Raw genomic sequence first — 20,621 nt, 5'->3', positions numbered from 1 at the left:
TGGCTGATCACGATGGCTGCCCTCGCGGCGATGGCGGTCACCGCCTCGCTCGGGCGCTGGCAACTGTCGCGCGCAGCGCAGAAGCTGGCGCTGCAGGCCGCCATCGACGAGCGCAAGGCCCTGCCGCCCTTGGCGCCGGGCGAACTGCTGCAGGGCGGAAGCGACGACGACGTGCTGCTGCACCGCCGCGTGGTGCTGCGCGGCCAGTGGCTGCCCGAGGCCACGGTGTTCCTGGACAACCGGCAGATGCAGGGCCGGCCCGGCTTCTTCGTCTTCACCCCGCTGCGCCTGGAGGGCCGGCAGGCCGTGGTGCTGGTGCAGCGCGGCTGGGCGCCGCGCGACTTCCAGGAGCGCACGCGCCTGCCACAGGTCGCCACGCCGCAGGGCAGCGTGGAGGTGGCCGGCCGCGTGGCCGGTGCGCCCGCGCGGCTGTACGACTTCGCGCCAGCCGGGGAGGGCGAGGGGTCTTCGCGCATCCGGCAGAATCTCGACTTGGCCGCCTACGGGGCCGAGTTCTCCCTGGTGCTGCCGCCCCTGACCGTCGTGCAGACGGGCGATGCCAGCGAGGGGCTGCGGCGCGACTGGGCGGCGATAGACAGCGGCGTCGACAAGCATTACGGCTACGCATTCCAATGGTTCGGGCTTTGCGGCCTGGTGGCAATCCTCTATGTCTGGTTCCAAATCGTCCGACGCTTCCCTGGCCGCGCGCGCGCCTGAAGGCCAGCAGCCGCTGGGCCTCACCGTGCACAGCCTGCCGCCCGCGGGCGACGCGGTGGCGGCGCTGCAGCGCTCGCGCAGCGGCCGCTGGCAGATGTTGGCCGTGCTGGCGGTGTGCGCCGCGCCGGTGATCGCCTCGTACTTCACCTACTACGTCGTGCGCCCCGAGGGCCGGCGCAACTACGGCGAGCTGGTCGAGCCGCAGCGCGCCATCCCCCCCCAGGCGTCCGCCCGCACGCTGGGCGGCGCACCGCGCGCGCTGGAAAGCCTGCGCGGCCAGTGGCTGCTGGTCAGCGTGGCGCCCGGCGCCTGCGCCGACGCCTGTCGCAACCACCTGTACCTGCAGCGCCAGCTGCGCGAGAGCATGGGCCGCGAGAAGGAGCGCCTGGACTGGGTATGGCTGGTGTCCGATGATGCGCAACTGCCCGACGACATCGCCCCCGCGCTGGGCCAGGCCACCGTGCTGCGCGTGGACCCGGCCACGCTCGGCGCATGGCTGCAGCCCGCTGCGGGGCAGGCGCTGGCGGACCACCTCTACGTGGTGGACCCCATGGGCCACTGGATGATGCGCTTCCCCGCTCATATGGACCGCGCCGGAGCCGCCAAGGCCAAGCGCGACCTGGAACGCCTGCTGCGCGCCTCGTCGTCCTGGGACCAGCCCGGCCGCACGGACGGGGCGGGGCAGGAGCAGCCATGACCGACGCCCAGCCGCTCTACGACCTGGCGCCGCTCATCGAGCTGATGGCGCTGGGCGTGGTCATCGCCCTCGGGCCGCTGGCCTGGGTGTGGTGGCGCGGGCGCGGCAGCACGCCCGTGCGGCGGCTGCAGGCGCTCACGGTGCTCACGCTGTTCCTGACCTTCGACCTGGTGCTGTTCGGCGCCTTCACGCGCCTGACTGACTCGGGCCTGGGCTGCCCCGACTGGCCCGGCTGCTACGGCAACGCCAGCCCCGTGGGCGCGCATGCCGAGATCTCCGCCGCGCAGCAGGCCATGCCCACCGGCCCGGTCACGCACGGCAAGGCCTGGGTGGAGATGATCCACCGCTACCTCGCCACCGGCGTGGGCGTGCTCATCATCGCGCTCACCGTGGGCGCATGGCGTCAGAGTCGCCGCGGCCAGCCGCTGGCGCACAGCCCCTGGTGGCCCACGGCCACGCTGGCCTGGGTGTGCCTGCAGGGCGCGTTCGGCGCGCTCACCGTCACCATGAAGCTGTTCCCCGCCATCGTCACACTGCACCTCATCGGCGGCGTGGTGCTGCTGGCACTGCTGTGCGTGCAGGCCGTGCGCCAGACGCTGGCCGCGCGCGGCGCGGCGCCCGTGGCCCTGCCGCGCGCCCTGCGCACGCTGCTGGCAGTGACAGTGCTGCTGGTCGCGGCGCAGGTCGTGCTGGGCGGCTGGGTTAGCACCAACTACGCGGTGCTGGCCTGCACCACCTTCCCGCAATGCCAGGGAAGCTGGTGGCCCGACATGGCCTTCGGCGAGGGCTTCCAGCTCTGGCGCCCGCTGGGTCTGCTGCAGGACGGCAGCCACATCAGCTTCGCCGGGCTCACCGCCATCCACTATGCGCACCGGCTCGCGGCCTACTTGGTGCTGCCGCTGCTCGCGTTGCTGGCCTGGCGCCTGGTGCGCGCGGGCGCGCTGCGCGACCCGGCGCGCTGGCTCGCGGGCCTGGCGTTGCTGCAATTCGCCACCGGCCTGTCCAACGTGGTGCTGGACTGGCCGCTGGTCGCGGCCGTGCTGCACACCGGCGGCGCCGCCGCGCTCGTTGTGGTGCTGACCTGGGCGCTGGCCGCCAGCTGCGCCGTGGCCCATGCCGCACCGGCGCCCTCCATTGCAAGGAGAGTTTCCGCATGAGTGCCGCCCCCGCACCAGCACATCCGCCGTCGCACGCCCTGCCGTCGCGCTTCTCGCAGTTCTATGCGCTGACCAAGCCGCGCGTGGTGCAACTCATCGTGTTCTGTGCCTTCATCGGCATGGTGCTGGCCGTGCCCGGCCTGCCCAGCGGCCCGCAGTGGGCGCTGATGGCCGTGGCCTGTGCAGGCATCTGGCTCGTGGCCGGGGCTGCGGCCGCCTTCAACTGCCTGGTGGAGCAGGGCATCGACGCCCGCATGAAGCGCACCGCCTGGCGGCCCACGGCCAAGGGCGAGCTGTCCAACACGCAGACGCTGCTGTTCTCCGCCGCGCTGTGCGCGGCCGGCTCGGCGCTGCTCTACGTGTGGGTGAACCCGCTGACCATGTGGCTCACCTTCGCCACCTTCGTGGGCTACGCGGTCATCTACACCGTCATCCTCAAGCCGCTCACGCCGCAGAACATCGTGATCGGCGGCGCCTCGGGCGCCATGCCGCCCGTGCTGGGCTGGTCCTCCATGACCGGCGAGGTGGGCCCCGAGGCGCTGATCCTGTTCCTCATCATCTTCCTGTGGACGCCGCCGCACTTCTGGGCGCTGGCGCTCTACCGCGTGGAGGACTACCGCAAGTCCGGCCTGCCCATGCTGCCCGTCACCCACGGCAACGAGTTCACGCGGCTGCAGGTGTTCCTCTACACGCTGATCCTGTTCGCCGGCTGCCTGATGCCCTTCGTCTACGGCATGAGTTCGTGGATCTACCTGGCCGCCGCCATCGTGCTGGGCGCGGGCTTCTGCCTGTACGGCTTCTGGCTGTGGCGCGATTACTCCGACCAGCTCGCGCGCAAGACCTTCCGCTTCTCCCTCATCCACCTGAGCCTGCTGTTCGCGGCCCTGCTCGTGGACCACTACGTGCTGTGATGCAAAAACGTGATGCTCTTAAAAGAATAGCTGCTGGCGCTTGCCTGGTAAGCGCTACGGCCATTTTTTCTGCCTGCTCTCCCCAGGCACCCACGTTCCAGGGCGTGGACGTGACGGGCGCGGAGTACGCCCGGGACCTGCCGCTCACCGACCACAACGGCCAGCCGCGCCATCTGCGCGACTTCGCCGGCAAGGTGGTGGTGGTGTTCTTCGGCTACACGCAGTGCCCGGACGTGTGCCCCACCTCCATGTCCGAGCTGGCCGAGGTCAAGCGCGCCTTGGGCGACCAGGGCGGCAAGCTGCAAGGCATCTTCGTCACCGTCGATCCCGAGCGCGACACGCCCGAGGTGCTCAAGGCCTACATGGCCAACTTCGATCCCAGCTTCCTCGCGCTGACCGGCACGCCCGAGCAGCTGGCTGCCGTCGCCAAGGACTTCAAGATCTACTACAAGCGCGTGGAGGGCCAGACGCCCACGAGCTATACCATGGACCATTCCGCCGGCAGCTACGTCTACGACCCTGCCGGCCGCCTGCGCGTCTACCACCGCTACGGCAGCGGGGCGCAGGCGCTGGCCTCCGACGTGCGCGCGCTGCTGAACGAAGCGCCATAGGTAGTTATTTCATCCGACCTGCCTGACGCTGCACGCCATGGCTAGAACCCGCCGTCGAAGGCAACGAAGTGGGTTACGTCTTCCCCGACAGGCCCTGGCGTGCGCAGGACCGACGCTTCCATCGCTTGGTTGGCGTACGGGAAGATGCTGTCGACCAGGAAGTTCACTGCACCCGATTGCACGATTGTGGCGCTGGTGTCGGTTTCCTCTACCAGGTCAGCCGACAGCATTGCCCACGCGGGATTGGCTGCATGGCGCTCCAGTGTCACACGGACCCAGTACTTGATGCCTTTGCGTAGCGTAAACGATGTGGGCGTAAGGTAGCCATTCGGATCGTAGGAAGATGACAGGCATAGGTTATTGGTCGCGCCTACGGTAACTCTATAGGCGCAGCGGTTGTGAAACTGGTCCCAGGAGTGGGCATCCGGCGGATCATCGTGCAAGCCGGGCTGGTTTCGATCATTGCGGAACCAGAGTTCAAGAGAGAGACCTTTTTCACCTACGAACGCGCCTGCCCCGTGGGTCCATAGAAGCTCGTTTGAGGCGTTCCTCCAGTAGGTGGGATCTCCCTTTTGGGTGAAGGCAACCACGGCATGCTGCTCTGTGCCGACAGGTTCATTCATGGTACCTGCCCATATGAAGCGTGCCTGCAGCTTGACCTTGGCACCGGGATGCAGCGCAGACAGCGGCTTGGATAGGGCGGCTGGATAATAGAAGTCGAACCCATAGTTGACCGCAGGCCGGCTTGTCAAAGTTCCGGCATAGGAGCCTCCATACGTGGCTGCGGACAGGGGGAGTGAGCACACGATTGCGAGCAGATGTTTGATCATGAGGCCTCCTGAAGGTTGCGGAGCGGCGCCGACACTCTAAAACAAAGGCGCAATGATGCAGGGAGCGGAGGATGCGCAGCGTGTGAATGATATTGAAGCCGGCGGCCCGTCGAAATCGCGAAGCGCGTCACATTCGGATGCGATAGCCTCGTGGTGCAAGGCTTGCGCGGTGGCGCGCAGTGATGTGAATCCCTAGAGTGGCGGCGCCACTGTCCAAGGAACCCGCACCCATGCGCCGAAATGAGCCCACCACGCAGCGCGAATACGCCCTGGGCGAGGACGAGACGCTGCTGTCCGTCACCGACCTCAAGGGCCGCATCGTCTATGCCAACGATGCCTTCATCCGCGTCAGCGGCTTCGGCCAGGAGGAACTCTACGGCCATGCCCACAACGTGGTGCGCCATCCCGACATGCCGCCCTCGGCCTTCGCCGACATGTGGGCCACGATCCAGCGCGGGCTGCCCTGGACGGCCCTGGTGAAGAACCGCCGCAAGAACGGCGACCACTACTGGGTGCGCGCCAACGCGAGCCCGCTGCGCCGCGGCGGCGCGGTGGTGGGCTACCTGTCGGTGCGCACCAAGCCCTCTGCGCGCGAAGTGAGCGAGCACGAGGCGGTCTACCAGCGCATCAACGCCGGCGTGGGCCACCTCGCGCTCTACCGCGGCTTCGTGGTGTTCAGCCGCGGGCTGCGTTCCTGGCTAGCGGGGCTGCGCTTCCTGGGCGTGGGCACGCGCCTGTCCGCGGCCGTGGGAGCGCTGGCGGGGCTGGGCGCGCTGGGCATGCTGGCCGTGGCCGCCCAGGCGCATGCCGGGGCGTCCGCCTTCGCTCCGGCGCTGGCGCTGTGGCTCGCGGCCAGCGCGGCCCTGGCCTGGTGGCTGCACCGCAGCGTCGCGCGGCCGCTGGGCGCGGTGCTGGAGCAGGCGCGCGCGGTGGCCAGCGGGCAGCGGGCGCGCCCGCTCTACGCGGGGCGCGGCGACGAGATCGGCGAGCTGATGCGCAGCCTGCAGCAGGCGGGGCTCAACCTCATGTCGCTGGTGGACGACATCCAGGGCAAGGCCGGCGCCGTGCGCGCCTGCGCACAGGACATGGAGGAGGGCAATCAGCACCTGTCCGGGCGCACCGAGGCCGCCGCCGCCAGCCTGGAGCAGGCCGCCGCGGCGACGGAGGAGCTCTCGGTGGCCATCCGCGCCAACAGCGACAAGGCCGGCCACGCGGCCGACTGCGCCGCCTCGGGCCTGGCGGCCGCGAGCGAGGGCGTGCAGGCCATGGCGCGGCTGGGGCAGGGCATGGAAGGCATCGCCCAGGCCAGCCGCCGCGTGTCGGAGATCAGCACCATGATCGACGGCGTGGCGTTCCAAACCAACCTGCTGGCGCTCAACGCCGCCGTCGAGGCCGCGCGCGCGGGCGCGCAGGGGCGTGGCTTCGCCGTGGTGGCCGCGCAGGTGCGCGAGCTGGCGCAGCAGAGCGCGCAGTCGGCGCACGACATCAAGGCGCTGATCGAGGCCTCGCAGGCCCAGGTGCGCGGCGGCTCCGAGGCCGCCGACCGCGCGGGCCGCACCATGCAGGACGTGGTGGATGCCATGCAGCGGCTGGCCGCGATCGTGCAGGACATCCGCCACGCCAGCCAGGAGCAGGCCGACGGCGTGGGCCAGATCCACCAGGCCATGGCGCAGCTCGAGGAAATGACCCAGAACAACGCGGCCCTGGTGCGCCATGGCGTGGACCTGGGCCGCACCCTGGCGCAGCAGGCCGTGCGCCTGGACGCGGCGGCCTCGGTCTTCCAGACAGACGCGGCATGACGGGGCGCTACGCCGAACCCTTCGGCTCCCACGGCCTCGTGCGGCTGGACGCGGACGCCGCGCTGGTGCGCGCCGCCATGGATGCCGCACCCGACGGCATCGTGCTCGTGCAGCACGATGGCGCCATCCTCTACGCCAACGCCGCCATGGCCGCGATCTCGGGGTATGCGCTGGCCGAGCTGCTGGGCACGTCCGTGCACCGGCTGCTGCCGCGCAGCCACCGGATGCGGCACGCGGAGCAGATGGCCGACTATTTCGACGGCCCCTCGCGCCGGCCCATGGGCATGGGGCGGGACCTGTGGCTGGAGCGCAAGGACGGCAGCCTGATCCCCGTGGACGTGGCGCTGGGCCACACCGAGCAGGGCGGCGGCGCGGCCGTGGCCTTCGTGCGCGACATCACCGAGCTGCGCCGGCTGGAGGCGCGCATGCACTACCAGGCCACGCACGACACGCTGACGGGCCTGGTCAACCGCTGGCAGTTCGGCCAGCGGCTGGAGCAGGCCATCGCCGAGTCGGCGCGCCAGGGCGAGCCGTTCGCGCTGCTGCTGCTGGACCTGGACGACTTCAAGGCCATCAACGACGGCTACGGCCACGCGGCGGGCGACCAGGTGCTGGTGGAGGTGGCGCGGCGCCTCAAGGGCGCGCTGCGCGCGAGCGACACGCTGGCGCGCCTGGGGGGCGACGAATTCACGGTGCTGCTGCAGCCGCTCGCTGGTCCCGAGGAGGCCGAGCAGCGCGCGGCCGAGCTGCTGCAGGTGCTGTGCCAGCCCTGCCGCATGCACGGCTTCGAGCTCAACTTCGGCGCCAGCTTGGGGCTGGCCCTGTGCCCCGCCGACGCGCGCGACGCCGCCACCCTGCTGCGCTACGCCGACATGGCCATGTACCAGGCCAAGGAACGCGGCCGCGCCAACTTCGCGTTCTACACCGACTACATGGGCCGCCGGATGGCCGAGAAGATCCTGCTGCACGACCGCCTCAAGCTCGCGCTGTCCTACGGCGGGCTGGCGCTGCACTACCAGCCGCAGGTGTGCGTGGCCACGGGGCGCGTGCAGGCCGTGGAGGCGCTGCTGCGCTGGAGCGACCCGGAGCTGGGCGACGTTTCGCCCGAGCGCTTCATCCCCGTGGCCGAGGCCACGGGCCTCATCCTGGCGCTGGGCGCCTGGGTACTCGACGCCGCCTGCCGCCAGACCGCGCAGTGGGCGCGCGCGGGCCTGGCGCTGCGCGTGGCGGTGAACCTGTCGGCCCAGCAGCTGCGCCAGACCGACCTGGTGGACCAGCTGCGCGGCAGCCTGGCCGTGCACGGCACGCCGCCCGGGCTGCTGGAGTTGGAGGTGACCGAGTCCGAAACCATGGCCGACCCCGAGCAGGCGCGCCAGGTGCTGTGCAACCTGCAGGCGCTGGGCGTGGGCGTGGCGCTGGACGACTTCGGCACCGGCTATTCCTCGCTGGTGCACCTCAAGCAGCTGCCGGTATCGCGCATCAAGATCGACCGCGAATTCATCCGCCCGCTGTTGCACAGCGAGGCCGACGCCACCATGGTGCGCGCCATCATCGGGCTGGCCCGCACGCTGGGCCTGCACGTGGTGGCCGAGGGCGTGGAGGCGGTCGAGCAGCTGCGTTTCCTGGAGCAGCACGGCTGCGAGGCCTACCAGGGCTGGCTGTATTCCAAGGCCGTGCCCGCGGCGCAGGTGCTGGCCCTGCTGCGCAGCGCGGGCACCCAGGAGGACAGCGTGCCCGCCGCGCTCACGGAATAAGAGCCAAAAACGGCTCCAGCGCTTTCAGGGAAAGCGCGAGCAGCTATGTTTTCCGAAGCGGCGGGTTGCCAGCCGCGAGCACGAGCAGCCGCGCGCGGTGGATCTCGCAGTGCCAGCGGTCGTGGCGCACCACGCACTGCTGCTCGCCGAGCTGGCGCAGCGTGCGCGCGATGGTCTCGCGCGTGGTGGCCAGCAGCGTGGCCAGCACGGTGTGGCTGGGCAGGCGCACGAGCGTGCTGCGCTGCAGGCTCGCCAGCTGCAGCAGCGCCCCCGCCAGTTGCCCGGCGGTGCTGCGGATACGCACCACGCGCGCCCAGTCGGCCAGCTGCGCGTTGATGTCGGCGCATTCCCAGGCCAGGGCGAACAGGAATTCCGCATCCGCCAGCGCCTGTGTGCCCACGGCGGCCACGGCCACCTCGCACACGCGCCCGGCCGACAGCGCCTGGCACGACAGCGCCTCCGGCCGCTGCAGCAGCGCCATGCCGCCGAGCAGCTGGCCCCCGCCGAACATGCCCACGGGGCGCTCCACGCCGTCGTCCCCGCTGCGCAGTGCGAGCACCGTGCCCACCTTGATGACCTGGAAGGTGGCGGCGGCCCGGCCCTGCTGCTGCAGCCGGTCGCCCTTGTGGAAGGAGCGCTCCGCCACATGCGGGCTCCAGCGCTGGCGCACGGCTTCGCGCTGGCGGCCCAGCAGGCATTGATTCTGGCAGGCGCAGGCCAGGCAGCCCAAGGGACGTTCGACGGTCATGGCGGGGGTGGATCGCTGTGGTCGGGAAACCCGCGATCATTGCCGCCTCTTTGCTGCATTGCAACAAAATGTAGCGCTATCCCGCGCCCTGGAGTCACTCCGCCTTGATCTGGCGCAAGCGAATGATCTCGCCCAGCGCCCGGGTGTCGGCCTGGATGCGGTTGGCCAGCCCCTCAGCGGAGGAGCCTACCGCCTGCCAGCCCTGCTGGAACAGCTTGGTGCGCACCTCGGGGCTGCGGGCGATGCCGCCGATCAGCGCCGCCAGGCGCGCGCGCATCGGCGCGGGCATGGCCGCGGGTGCCGCGAAGGCGTTCCACATCTCGAGCTGCACGCCTTGCACGCCGGCCTCGGCCAAGCTGGGCACGCCGGGCGCGAGCGTGCTGCGGCCTGCGGAAGTGACGCCGATCAGCCGCAGCCGGCCCGCGCGCTCCTGCGCCAGCGCCAGCGCTGGCGGCAGCAGCGCCATCTGCAGCTGCCCGCCCAGCATGGCCGTGGCCACCTGCGGATAGCCGGGGTAGGGCACGTGCACGGGGTCGATGCCCGTGCGCGCCTTGAGCAGTTCCATGCCGAGATGGCCCACGGTGCCCACGCCGGGCGTGCCGTAGCTCCAGCGGTCGCCGGCCTGGCGCGCCGCCGCGAGGAAGGCGCGCGCGTCGCCGGCCGCAGGCACGCCGTCCTGCCCCACGGGTGCCGTCAGCAGCAGCGGAGAAGTGCCGAGCAGCGACAGCGGCGCCAGGTCCCGGGCGGGGTCGTAGGGCAGCTGCGGGTTGAGCAGCTTGGCGATGGTCAGGTTGCCGTTGATGAACAGGCCCACCGTGTGCCCGTCCCGCGCCTGGGCTACTGCATGGGCGGCGATGTTGCCGCCCGCGCCCACCTTGTTCTCCACCACCACGGGCTGGCCCAGCGCCTGCGCCAGCGGCTCGGCGAAGGTGCGCGCCGTCAGATCGGGCGAGGAGCCGGGCGGAAAGCCGACGATGATGCGCAGCGGCCTGGCGGGCCAGGCGTCTGCGAAGGCGCTGGGAAGGGCGAGAGCCGGGGCCAGGGTCAGCAGGGTGCGGCGTTGCATGGCGCGTTCTGGGGGGAGCAAAGAAAAACGCGCAGCCTGAGGGGCTGCGCGTTCGGTGGGAAGCAGGTCAGGCGTATTCGGCCAGCGCCTTCTTCATCTTCTTCATGGCCGCGACCTCGATCTGGCGGATGCGCTCGGCGCTCACGCCGTACTCGGCCGCCAGCTCGTGCAGCGTCATGCCGCCGGAGCCGTCGTCCTGCACGTTCAGCCAGCGCTCCTCGACGATGCGGCGGCTGCGCGCGTCCAGGCTTTCCAGCGCGGTGGCGATGCCGTCGGTCGCCAGCATGTCGCGCTGGCGCGTCTCTATCATCGCGGTGGGTTCGTGCGCCGCGTCGGCCAGGTAGGCGATGGGGCCGTAGGCCTGCTCGCCATCGTCGCCGGGCGTGGGGTCCAGCAGCACGTCGCCGCCCGACAGGCGCGTTTCCATCTCGATGACTTCCTCGCGCTTCACGTTCAGCTGCTCGGCCACGAGGTCGATCTCATGGTCGGACAGCGTCTCGCGGTGCGTGTCGGCATCCAGTGCCTCGGCCTTGAAACCCTGCTTCATCGACCGCAGGTTGAAGAACAGCTTGCGCTGGGCCTTGGTGGTCGCCACCTTGACCATGCGCCAGTTCTTGAGGATGTATTCGTGGATCTCCGCCTTGATCCAGTGCATGGCGTAGCTCACCAGGCGCACGCCCTGGTCGGGGTCGAAGCGCTTGACGGCCTTCATCAGGCCCACGTTGCCCTCCTGGATGAGGTCGCCGTGCGGCAGGCCGTAGCCGAGGTATTGGCGCGAGATCGACACCACCAGACGCAGGTGCGACAGCACCAGGCGGCCGGCGGCCTCGACGTTGCTGTCTTCCTTGAGCTGCCGCGCATAGCGCTGCTCCTCCTCCTGCGTGAGCAGGGGGATGCGGTTGACGGCGGAGATATAGGCGTCCAGATTGCCCAGCGGGGGAACCAGGGCCCAGGGGTTGGCGGGCGCCAGCGTGGTCGTCGCGGTGGGTGCAGTCTGGAAGGCCATACCGGGAGTCCTTTCTTGCATGGGGTTCATATTAGCACTCCGTTAGAGGGAGTGCTAAAGGCGGAGTTCCCGTGTGGATGCAGGAAATCGCCCACAGAGGGAAATAAGGTAAAAAGCGGCTCCAGCGCTTATCCATAAAGCGCAGGCAGCTATCAAATTGGAAGTCCATGACCACCACCATCGCCGTCGTCACCACCACCGTCGCCAGCGCGGCTGATGCCCGGCGGCTGGCCTCGGGGGCCGTGCAGGCGCGGCTGGCCGCCTGCGTGCAGGTGGAGTCCATCGCCTCACACTACGTCTGGCAGGGCGCGCAGCATGAGGACGCCGAGTGGCGCCTGGTGTGCAAGACCCTGCCCGAGGCGGCGCCCGCCCTGCGCGCCTGGCTGCGGGCGCAGCATCCCTACGAGGTGCCGCAGCTGCTGACCCAGGCCATGGAGGCAGAGGTGGATTACGCGCAGTGGGTGGCCGGGCAGGTGGCCGGCGGGCTCTAGGTCGCTTGCGGCACCGACGCGCGCGCGGCCTGCTCGAACTGCGCCAGCTCCATCGGCCGCCCGAACAGGTAGCCCTGGAATGCGGTGCACCCGTGTTCCAGCAGGAACTGGTGGTGCGCGGCGGTTTCCACGCCCTCGGCGATGACCTGAAGCCCCAGGCTGCCGGCCAGCGCGATGATGGTGCGCGCGATGGCGGCGTCGCGCGGGTCCTGCAGCACGTCGCGCACGAAGCCCTGGTCGATCTTGATCTGCGCGAGCGGCAGGCGCTTGAGGTAGCCGAGCGAGGAATAGCCGGTGCCGAAGTCGTCCAGCGAGAAGCCCAGGCCGTGGGCCTGCAGCGCATGCATGGTGGCGATGGCGCCGTCCACGTTGTGCAGCAGCAGGCTTTCGGTCAGCTCCAGCTTGATGCGCGCCGGGTCTGCGCCGGTGGCCTGCAGCAGCGCGGCGACCTGGTCCACGAAATCTTCCTGCAGGAACTGGCGGGCGCTCACGTTGATGGCCAGGTTCAGGTGCCGCAGGGCCGGGTCGTTCCGCCACAGGGCCTGCTGGCGCAGCGCCGTCTCCATGACCCAGCGGCCCAGCGGCAGGATCAGGCCCGTCTGCTCGGCCAGCGGGATGAATTCGGCGGGCGAGACCATGCCCTGCTCGGGGTGGCGCCAGCGCACCAGCACCTCGGCGCCGGTCACCCGCCCGCTGCTTTCCACCTGGGGCTGGTAGAGCAGCAGGAACTGCGCCTCGCTCAGGCCGTGGTGCAGCTCGGCCTCCAGCAGCGCGCGGCGGTTGACGGCCTGCTGCATGTCGGGGTCGAAGAAGCGCAGCGTGTTGCGCCCGGCGTCCTTGGCGCGGTACATGGCCATGTCGGCCTGCTTGAGCACCTCGTCCACCGAGTCGGGCACGTGGGCCAGCAGCGTCACCCCGATGCTGGCGGCGCCGTGGTAGGCGTGGCCGTCCAGGTCGTAGGGCTGGCGCAGGCGGTCCAGGAAGTGCTCGCACAGCTCGCGTGCCTGGGCGGCGGCCTCGTGCGCATCGGTGCCCAGGTGCTGCAGCACGATGACGAATTCGTCGCCGCCCAGGCGTGCCACGGTGTCCTGAGCGCGCACGGCGTCGGACAGGCGCTGGGCGGCCTGGCGCAGCAGCAGGTCGCCCACCTCGTGGCCCTGGGTGTCGTTGAGGGTTTTGAAGTTGTCCAGGTCCACGAACAGCACAGCGGTGGTCTGGCCCGCGCGCGCGCCGCTGGCCAGCACCTTGCGCAGCCGCTCGGCCAGCAGGCGGCGGTTGGGCAGGTGCGTGAGCGCGTCGTGGAACGCCAGGCGGTGGGCCTCCTCCTCGGCGGCCTTGCGGCCGGAGACGTCGATGTCGATGCAGAATATCTCCGGCGGCTGGCCGGGCACCTGGATGAAGGCGTGGCTGGAGAAGACGTGGACCGGCGCGCCACCCTTGCGCTGCAGCTGCAGCTCGCCCGAGGGGATGGGTACGCCGGTGGCGAACATGCGCGCCATCTCCGCGCGCACGCCATCGTGCATCGGCGGCGGGATGATCAGCTCCAGCAGGCTGCGGCCCAGCGCTTCGTCCTGCGTGTAGCCGTAAATTTGCTCGGACGCCTGGTTCCAATAGGTCGTGGTGCCGTCGGCCCGGTAGCCCTGCACCGAGATGGAGGGGATGTTGCGCAGCACCGTGCGAAAGCGCAGTTCCGATTCGCGCAGGGCGCTTTCGGACTGCTTGCGCTCGGTGATGTCGCGGGCCAGAAAGACGGCGGACGTGGCATCCATGCGCTGGGCGCGGCCCTCGAAATAGCGCAGGCCCGCGCGCGTCTCCAGCGCGTACTCGATGCCCAGCGTGCGGCCGGTGCGCAGGGCTTCGCGGATCAGTGCCAGGCCGCTGTCTGCCAGCGTCGCGGGCAGCACGTCGTGCAGGCGCTGGCCAATGGGGGCGTGCGCCTCTGCGGCCAGTAGCGTGTCGTCAGGAGAGAGCACGTCCATGCAGCGCCCTTCATCGTCGATCACCAGCAGCAAATCGGGAATGGCCTGGGTGATGGCATGCAGGCGCGCCGCCGTGGCGCGCAGGGTCTGCTCGGTGGCCAGGCGTTTCTCCGCGTCGCGCAGCAGCAGGCCCAGCGCCACGGTGGCGGCGGTGAAGGTGAGCAGGAAGGGGAGGGCGACGGTCTGGTTGAGCTCGCGCACCACAGAAGCGGGCAGCGCCTGCAGCAGCGCCAGCACCGCCGCGTGCACCAGCAACCCGAAGACGGCCAGCGTGCCGAGCCCCACTCCGAGCAGGCCGCGTGCGCGGGCCTGGCGGTAGGCCAGCCCCGCCAGCGTGCACACCAGGATCACCTGCACGCTGGTCGCCGCCCCGGCGCCGCCCAGCGACAGCCGCCCGGCGATGGCCATGGCCGCCGCGATGGCCGCCACCAGCGGCCCGCCGAACAGGCCCGCCATGCTGAGCACCACCGAGCGCGCGTCGATGATCACGCCCGGCGCCACCGTCACCGGCGCCAGCATGCCCACCACGCAGATGCCGCCGAAGATCAGGCCCGAAACCGCCTGCCCCACCAGGGGATGGCTGCGCCACAGGCGCACATTGAATGCGTGCAGGAAGCACAAGGCCAGCAGGAGCGCGAAGCCTTTGGCGAGTTCGATGAACATGGGCTGCGCGCAGTGGGGCGTGGGCGGTCAGGCCAGCAGCGCCTGCGCGAATTCGCGCGCGCTGAACGTCTCCAGGTCTTCCACGCGCTCGCCCACGCCGATGAAGTAGACGGGAATGGGCCGCTCCTGGGCGATGGCGGCCAGCACGCCGCCCTTGGCCGTGCCGTCGAGCTTGGTGACGACGAGGCCCGTGAGCTGCAGCGCGTCGTCGAACGCGCGCACCTGCGCCAGCGCGTTCTGCCCGGTGTTGCCGTCGATCACCAGCAGCACCTCGTGCGGCGCGCCGGCGTCGGCCTTGGTGATCACGCGCTTGATCTTCTGCAGCTCCTGCATCAGGTGGAGCTGCGTGGGCAGGCGCCCGGCCGTGTCCACCAGCACCACGTCCTTGCCGCGCGCGCGGCCGGCGGTAACGGCGTCGAAGCTCACGGCCGCGGGGTCGCCCCCCTCCTGGCTGATGATCTCCACCGTGTTGCGCGTGGCCCAGACGCCGAGCTGCTCGCGCGCCGCGGCGCGGAAGGTGTCGGCCGCGGCCAGCAGCACGCTCTCGCCGTGGTCGGCCAGGTGCTTGGTGAGCTTGCCGATCGAGGTCGTCTTGCCCGCGCCGTTCACGCCCGCCACCATGATCACGGTGGGCTGGTGCTCGCCGATCACCAGCGGCTTCTCCAGTGGGCGCAGCAGGTCGGCCAGCGCATCGGCCAGCAGGCCCTTGACGGCGGCGGGCTCGGTGGCCTTGGCTTCCTTCACCCGGCGCTTCAGGTCGTCCAGCAGGTGCTGCGTGGCCTTCACTCCGGTGTCGGCCATGAGCAGGGCCTCTTCCAGCTCGTCGTACAGCGCGTCATTGATCTGCGTGCCGGTGAAGACGGTGGCGATGCTGGTGCCGGTCTTGCGCAGGCCCGTCTTGAGCCGGTCCATCCAGCCCTGGCGGGCGGCTTCGGGCGGCTGCGGCTTCGGGGTGGGCTCTGGCGCAGCCGGCTGAGGCGCGGCCGGCTCGGGTGCGGGGGAAGCGGTATCCGCCGGGGCGCCGAAAGGATTGCGCAGCCAGCCGAACGCGCCGCTCTTGTCCGCGGCGGGCGCCTCGGCGGCCGGTTCTGCGGGGGCCGGGGTGTCGAGTGGGGGTTTTTTCTTGAAGAAACTGAACATTGGCGGGTTCTTAGAATCGGAGCCATTCTATGAAACGCGCCATTTCACTCCTGGCCCTTGCGGCCTGCCTGCACGCGGGCGCGCAGCCCGCCCCCCTTCACCCCCCCGCCGCCGCGCCCCAGGCCGCCACGGCCACGGGCGCGCAGCAGTTCACCTTGAAGAACGGCATGCAGCTCATCGTGCAGCCCGACCGGCGCGCGCCCACGGCGGTGCACATGGTCTGGGTGCGCGTGGGCTCCATGGACGAGGTGGACGGCACCTCCGGCGTGGCCCACGTGCTGGAGCACATGATGTTCAAGGGCTCCAAGGCCGTGCCGCCGGGCGAGTTCTCGCGCCGCGTGGCGGCGCTGGGCGGGCAGGAGAACGCCTTCACCAGCCGCGACTACACCGGCTACTACCAGCAGATCCCGGCCGAGCGGCTGGCCGACGTGATGCAGCTCGAATCCGACCGCTTCGCCCACAACCAGTGGCCCGACGAGGAATTCAAGAAGGAGATCGAGGTGGTCAAGGAGGAGCGCCGCATGCGCACCGAGGACCAGCCGCGCGCCGCGCTCATCGAGCAGCTCTATGCGGTCACCTTCATCGCCTCGCCCTACCACCGCCCCGTGGTGGGCTGGATGAGCGATCTGGACGCCATGACGCCCGATGATGTGCGCCAGTTCCACCGCCACTGGTACATGCCGCGCAACGCCGTCGTGGTGGTGGCGGGCGACGTCGACCCCGAGCAGGTCCGCCAGCTTGCCGAGAAGACCTATGGCGCCATCCCCGACCGCGCCGTGCCCGCGCGCAAGCCGCGCACCGAGCCCGCGCAGAAGGGCCTGCGCCGCATCGCCTTCAAGGCCCCGGCCGAGCAGAGCTACGTGGCCCTGGCCTTCCGTGTGCCCGGCGTGGAGCGCATCGACGCCATGCAGGACACCGACCGCGACGGCCTGGCGCTGCTGGTGCTGTCGGCCGTGCTCAGCGGCTACGACGGCGCGCGGCTGGAGCGCGCGCTCACGCAAGGCGCGGACCGCGTGGCCGACGGCGCGGACAGCCAGGCCTCGGTGTTCGGCCGCGGCCCCGCGCTGTTTTTGATGACCGGCGTGCCCGCCGCGGGCAAGACCGCCGCCCAGGTGGAAGAAGCCCTGCGCGCCGAGGTGGCCCGCATCGCGCGCGAAGGTGTGAGCGAGGCTGAGCTGTCGCGCGTCAAGACGCAGTGGGCTGCCTCCACCATCTATGCGCGCGACTCGCTGCAGTCGCAGGCCAGCGACCTCGGCAGCAACTGGGTGCAGGGCCTGCCGCTCGACGCGGACGACCGCATCCTGAAGCTGCTGCGCGGCGTGACCCCCGCGCAGGTGCAGTCCGTGGCCGCGCGCTACTTCGGCGACGACCAGCTCACCATCGCCACCCTGCTGCCCCAGCCCGTGGCGCCGGGCGCGCAACGCGCCGCCCCCGCTGCCGGCGATCGGATGCACTGATGATGAAAACTCTCAAAACAATAGCTGCTCGCGCTTTACTGGTAAGCGCTGGAGCCATTTTTTATGCGCAAAGCGCCTGGGCGCTGCTGCCGATCCAGCACTGGACGGAGGGCAGCGGCGCGCGTGTCTGGCTGGTCGAAAGCAAGGCCATTCCCATGGTGGACGTGCAGATCGACTTCGACGCCGGCAGCCGCCGCGACCCCGCCGCGCAGGCGGGCCTGGCCGCAGCCTCCGCGCTGATGAGCGCCAAGGGCGTGCGCGCCACCGCCACCGGCGATGCCGCTATGGACGAGAACGACCTGGGCGAAGCCTGGGCCGACCTGGGCGCCAGCTTCGAGGCCGGCGCCGAGCGCGATGGCCTCGTGTTCACGCTGCGCTCGCTCACCGAACCCGACCTGCTGGAGCGCGCCGCCCGCCTGGCCGCGCGCCAGCTTGGCGAGCCGAGCTTTCCCGCCCCCGTCTGGCAGCGCGAGCGCGCGCGCTGGGAGGCCGGCATCAAGGAGGCCGACACGCGCCCCGGCACCGTCGCCTCCAAGGCTTTCTCCACCGCCGTGTACGGCACGCATCCCTATGGCCAGCGGCCCACGGCCGAGACCCTGGCACGCATCGGCGTGGAAGACCTGCAGGCCTTCCACACGCGCTACCAGCGCGCCTGCCGTGCGCGCGTGGCCATCGTCGGCGCGCTCGACCGCGCCCAGGCCCAGGCCCTGGCGCGCACGCTGCTCGCGCGCCTGCCCCAGGGAGAATGCACGCCGCTGCCGTCCGTGCCCGAGGTGCAGCCGCTGGCCCAGGCGTCCGAGCAGCGCATCCCCTTCGCATCGGCGCAGGCCCACGTGCTCGTCGGCCAGCCCGGCTTCGTGCGCCGCGATCCGGACTTCCTCGCGCTGCTGGTGGGCAACCACATCCTGGGCGGCGGCGGCTTCACCTCGCGACTGACCAACGAGGTGCGAGAAAAGCGCGGCCTCTCGTACAGCGTGGGCAGCGGCTTCTCGCCCGGGCTGAACGCGGGCGCCTTCGTGGTCGGCCTGCAGACGCGCCCCGACCAGGCCGCGCAGGCCCTGCAGGTCACGCAGGACGTGCTGGCGCGCTTCGTCGCCGAAGGCCCCACCGAGGCCGAGCTGCGCGCCGCCAAGGACAACCTCATCGGCGGCTTCGCGCTGCGCATCGACAGCAATCGCAAGCTGCTGGCCAACGTGGTCAACATCGCCTGGAACGACCTGCCGCTGGACTACCTGGAGCACTGGACCGACCGCGTCGAGGCCCTCACCATGGCCGACATCCGCGCCGCCTTCCAGCGCAAGCTGCAGCCCGGGCGCATGGCCAGCGTGGTGGTCGGGGGCCAGCCTTGACCGTGAAGAAGCCTGTGGGCGAGGTCCGCATCATCGGCGGCCAGTGGAAGCGCACCCGCCTAGCCGTGCCCGACCGCCCCGGCCTACGCCCCACGCCCGACCGGGTGCGCGAGACGCTGTTCAACTGGCTGGGCCAGGACCTGACCGGCTGGCACTGCGTGGACGCCTTCGCGGGCACCGGCGCGCTGGGCCTGGAGGCCGCCTCGCGCGGCGCCGCGCAGGTGCTGCTGGTGGAGCAGGACCCGGGCCTGGTGGCGCAGCTGCAGTCGCACCAGCGGCGCCTGAAGGCCGACGCCGTGCGCGTGCAGCGCGGCGACGGCATCGCCGCCCTGCGCCAGTGCGCGCCGCGCAGCCAGCACCTCGTCCTGCTCGACCCGCCGTTCGGCGCGGCGCAGCTGTTCGCCCCCGCCCTGCAGGCCGCACGGCATGCCGTGGCCGAGGGGGGCTTCATCTACCTCGAAGCGCCCGCCGCCTGGAGCGCGGACGACAGCGGCCTGGTGCTGCACCGCCACCTCAAGGCGGGCACGGTCCACGCTCATCTGCTACAGGTTCAATAGCTGCCCGCGCTTGCTGGATAAGCGCCAGAGGCCAAATTAGATACAAATCGAGAGGAGACCCCTATGCCCCACGTCATCGCCGTCTACCCCGGCACCTTCGATCCCATCACCCTGGGGCACGAAGACCTGTTGCAGCGCGCCACCCAGCTGTTCGACGAGGTCATCGTCGCCGTGGCCGTGGGCCACCACAAGAAGACGATGTTCACCCTGGACGAGCGCATGGCCCTGGTGCGCGAGGTGGTCCGGCCGTGGCCCCAGGTGCGCGTGGAGAGCTTCGACGGGCTGGTGCGCGACTTCGTGCGCGCCCACGGCGCCAAGGCCATGGTGCGCGGCGTGCGCAGCGTGACCGACTTCGACTACGAGCGGCAGCTCGCCGGCATGAACCGCCACCTGATGCCCGACGTGGAAACCGTCTTCCTCATGCCCAGCGACCAGTTCGCGCACCTCTCCAGCAGCTTCGTGCGCGAGATCCACACGCTGGGCGGCGACGTGCAGGCGCTGGTGTCGCCCGCCGTGCTGCGCGCGCTGGCGGCCAAGAGCTGACGGGGCCGCGCTCTTATGCCGTGCGGCTGGCAATGAGCTCGTGCACGAAGCGCAGCTTGGCCAGCGCGCCGGGCGAAGGAGCGAACGGGTAGGCGTCCTGCTGGCCCAGGCTGCGGTTCAGGCTGTTGAGCAGCAGGGTGAGCGGAGCCCAGTCGTGCACCATGGCGTCGAAGCCGGGGCGGGGCTGGGAGAACGGGTCGTGCACCTGCTGGCGCTGCGGGGCCATGGCGTGGGGTACGGTGACGGCGGTCTGGTAGCTGGCGGCGGTCTCCAGCAGGTCCACCATGTGCAGGTAGTGGGCCCAGGTCTCGGCCCAGTCTTCCCAGGGGTGGGCGGTGGCATAGGCGCTCACGTGGCCGGCCTGCCAGTCGGCGGGCTGCAGCGGCGTGCGTGCGTAGTGCGCGCGCAGGGCCTCGGCATAGTCCGCACGTTCGTCGCCGAACACGTCGCGGAAGGCCTGCAAGTGGCCGCCGCGCAGCACCAGCGCATCCCAGAAGTAGTGGCCGCACTCGTGGCGCAGGTGGCCCAGCAGCGTGCGGTAGGGCTCGTGCAGGGCCAGGCGCCGCCGCGCGCGTTCGTCGTCGTCGGCTTCGGCCACGTTGAGCGTGATCACGCCCTGGGCATGCCCCGTCATCACGGGAGGGGCGCCGGGCAGGTCGGCCAGGAACTCGTACACCGGCCCCTGCTCGCCGGGCAGCCGGTCCAGCCCCAGGCGCGCCAGCGTGTAGAAGAGCCACCGCTTGGCGGCCTCGATCTGCGTCCAGCGGCGCTGGTTCCCCGGCACCGACAGGTCAGGCAGCACGCGGGTCTGCCGGCAGGAGACGCACAGTTGGTCAGGCGCGTCCCCCGCATCGGAGGGCAGGGTGAAGTTGCAGGCACCGTGCGTGCCGCGATGGCCGCACAGGCGGTAGTAGCGGCCGGGCGGCTGCGGCGCCTCTGCGCGTGCAGGGCGCTGCGTCCACAGGCCGCTGCGGCCCGCTTCGCCGCCCGCGGGCTCCAGGGCCAGCATCGCCATCGCATCGGGATCGAAGGCCAGGGCGCTGCCGCAGTGCACGCACTGGAAGCTCTCGAAGAACACGACGAAGCCGCAATGGCTGCAATGGAAGAGTTGCATGCGCGCCGATTCTGCCGCAGGACGTGAAAAGG

The 20,621-nt window shown here is 70.8% G+C and carries 19 protein-coding genes; 12 read left to right on the top strand and 7 right to left on the bottom strand.

Translation table 11 applies throughout. The features are described from left to right. Positions 1–12: 12 nt before the first annotated feature. The 5 genes from AVS7_RS16695 to AVS7_RS16675 are packed head-to-tail and all read left to right on the top strand — an operon-like array spanning position 13 to position 4,093. On the top strand, positions 13–717 hold the full coding sequence (locus AVS7_RS16695) for an SURF1 family protein (RefSeq protein WP_369799119.1): 705 nt from the start codon (positions 13–15) through the stop codon (positions 715–717). Further along, positions 668–1,414 (top strand): hypothetical protein, encoded by a 747-nt coding sequence (locus AVS7_RS16690; RefSeq protein ID WP_020230744.1) that lies wholly within the window; start codon positions 668–670, stop codon positions 1,412–1,414. The genes AVS7_RS16695 and AVS7_RS16690 overlap by 50 nt, the downstream gene beginning before the upstream one ends. Next, positions 1,411–2,571, top strand: a complete 1,161-nt coding sequence (locus AVS7_RS16685) for a heme A synthase (RefSeq protein WP_020230743.1) — start codon at positions 1,411–1,413, stop codon at positions 2,569–2,571. The genes AVS7_RS16690 and AVS7_RS16685 overlap by 4 nt, the downstream gene beginning before the upstream one ends. Beyond that, positions 2,568–3,482 carry a heme o synthase gene (gene cyoE / locus AVS7_RS16680; RefSeq protein ID WP_020230742.1) on the top strand — a complete coding sequence of 305 codons (915 nt, stop codon included), beginning with the start codon at positions 2,568–2,570 and terminating at the stop codon, positions 3,480–3,482. The genes AVS7_RS16685 and cyoE overlap by 4 nt, the downstream gene beginning before the upstream one ends. After that, the gene (locus AVS7_RS16675) at positions 3,482–4,093 is read left to right on the top strand and encodes an SCO family protein (protein ID WP_049696953.1); all 612 of its coding nucleotides are present in this window, start codon (positions 3,482–3,484) and stop codon (positions 4,091–4,093) included. Before cyoE ends, AVS7_RS16675 begins: the two co-directional genes overlap by 1 nt. 41 nt (positions 4,094–4,134) lie before the next feature. Here the strand turns inward: AVS7_RS16675 and AVS7_RS24520 are convergent, their stop codons facing one another. Further along, positions 4,135–4,923, bottom strand: coding sequence for a hypothetical protein (locus AVS7_RS24520; RefSeq protein ID WP_024001721.1), 789 nt, complete (start codon positions 4,921–4,923; stop codon positions 4,135–4,137). Positions 4,924–5,153: 230 nt separating this feature from the next. Here AVS7_RS24520 and AVS7_RS16665 point away from each other — a divergent pair, with 230 nt between their 5' ends. Further along, positions 5,154–6,722, top strand: coding sequence for a methyl-accepting chemotaxis protein (locus AVS7_RS16665; protein ID WP_020230739.1), 1,569 nt, complete (start codon positions 5,154–5,156; stop codon positions 6,720–6,722). Continuing rightward, positions 6,719–8,476: a bifunctional diguanylate cyclase/phosphodiesterase gene (locus AVS7_RS16660; RefSeq protein ID WP_020230738.1), complete on the top strand. Its 1,758-nt coding sequence runs from the start codon at positions 6,719–6,721 to the stop codon at positions 8,474–8,476. The genes AVS7_RS16665 and AVS7_RS16660 overlap by 4 nt, the downstream gene beginning before the upstream one ends. Before the next feature lie 43 nt (positions 8,477–8,519). Here AVS7_RS16660 and AVS7_RS16655 read toward each other — a convergent pair whose 3' ends face one another. From AVS7_RS16655 to rpoH, 3 genes are all read right to left on the bottom strand, one after another. Beyond that, positions 8,520–9,224, bottom strand: coding sequence for a Crp/Fnr family transcriptional regulator (locus AVS7_RS16655; RefSeq protein ID WP_024001720.1), 705 nt, complete (start codon positions 9,222–9,224; stop codon positions 8,520–8,522). A 94-nt stretch (positions 9,225–9,318) separates the two neighbouring features. After that, positions 9,319–10,290 (bottom strand): tripartite tricarboxylate transporter substrate binding protein, encoded by a 972-nt coding sequence (locus AVS7_RS16650; RefSeq protein WP_020230736.1) that lies wholly within the window; start codon positions 10,288–10,290, stop codon positions 9,319–9,321. A 67-nt stretch (positions 10,291–10,357) separates the two neighbouring features. After that, the gene (gene rpoH / locus AVS7_RS16645; RefSeq protein ID WP_020230735.1) at positions 10,358–11,296 is read right to left on the bottom strand and encodes an RNA polymerase sigma factor RpoH; all 939 of its coding nucleotides are present in this window, start codon (positions 11,294–11,296) and stop codon (positions 10,358–10,360) included. A 167-nt stretch (positions 11,297–11,463) separates the two neighbouring features. Between rpoH and cutA the strand changes: the two genes are divergently transcribed. Continuing rightward, entirely contained in the window at positions 11,464–11,787 is a 324-nt protein-coding gene (cutA, locus tag AVS7_RS16640) for a divalent-cation tolerance protein CutA (RefSeq protein WP_020230734.1), read from the top strand. Here cutA and AVS7_RS16635 read toward each other — a convergent pair. Both AVS7_RS16635 and ftsY read right to left on the bottom strand, forming a co-directional pair. Next, positions 11,784–14,429, bottom strand: a complete 2,646-nt coding sequence (locus tag AVS7_RS16635; protein WP_020230733.1) for an EAL domain-containing protein — start codon at positions 14,427–14,429, stop codon at positions 11,784–11,786. The two genes, cutA and AVS7_RS16635, sit on opposite strands and share 4 nt — an antisense overlap. A gap of 27 nt (positions 14,430–14,456) precedes the next feature. Continuing rightward, on the bottom strand, positions 14,457–15,569 hold the full coding sequence (gene ftsY / locus AVS7_RS16630; RefSeq protein ID WP_020230732.1) for a signal recognition particle-docking protein FtsY: 1,113 nt from the start codon (positions 15,567–15,569) through the stop codon (positions 14,457–14,459). A gap of 29 nt (positions 15,570–15,598) precedes the next feature. Here ftsY and AVS7_RS16625 point away from each other — a divergent pair, with 29 nt between their 5' ends. The 4 genes from AVS7_RS16625 to coaD all read left to right on the top strand — a co-directional run bounded on the left by AVS7_RS16625 (position 15,599) and on the right by coaD (position 19,475). Continuing rightward, positions 15,599–17,026, top strand: a complete 1,428-nt coding sequence (locus AVS7_RS16625) for a pitrilysin family protein (protein WP_020230731.1) — start codon at positions 15,599–15,601, stop codon at positions 17,024–17,026. Between the two features lie 2 nt (positions 17,027–17,028). Next, positions 17,029–18,375 (top strand): pitrilysin family protein, encoded by a 1,347-nt coding sequence (locus AVS7_RS25230; RefSeq protein ID WP_234450029.1) that lies wholly within the window; start codon positions 17,029–17,031, stop codon positions 18,373–18,375. Beyond that, complete coding sequence (gene rsmD, locus AVS7_RS25225; RefSeq protein ID WP_020230729.1) at positions 18,372–18,932, top strand: 16S rRNA (guanine(966)-N(2))-methyltransferase RsmD; 561 nt, start codon at positions 18,372–18,374, stop codon at positions 18,930–18,932. Before AVS7_RS25230 ends, rsmD begins: the two co-directional genes overlap by 4 nt. A gap of 63 nt (positions 18,933–18,995) precedes the next feature. Continuing rightward, the gene (coaD, locus tag AVS7_RS16610; protein WP_020230728.1) at positions 18,996–19,475 is read left to right on the top strand and encodes a pantetheine-phosphate adenylyltransferase; all 480 of its coding nucleotides are present in this window, start codon (positions 18,996–18,998) and stop codon (positions 19,473–19,475) included. A gap of 13 nt (positions 19,476–19,488) precedes the next feature. Here the strand turns inward: coaD and AVS7_RS16605 are convergent, their stop codons facing one another. Next, entirely contained in the window at positions 19,489–20,589 is a 1,101-nt protein-coding gene (locus AVS7_RS16605) for a putative zinc-binding metallopeptidase (RefSeq protein ID WP_024001718.1), read from the bottom strand. Positions 20,590–20,621 lie beyond the last annotated feature (32 nt).

It is taken from the genome of Acidovorax sp. MR-S7, from assembly GCF_000400995.2.
Taxonomy (GTDB): Bacteria; Pseudomonadota; Gammaproteobacteria; order Burkholderiales; family Burkholderiaceae_C; genus MR-S7.
The sequence above is the reverse complement of the archived record's forward strand: the minus strand, read 5'-3'. Positions and strand labels throughout refer to the sequence as shown.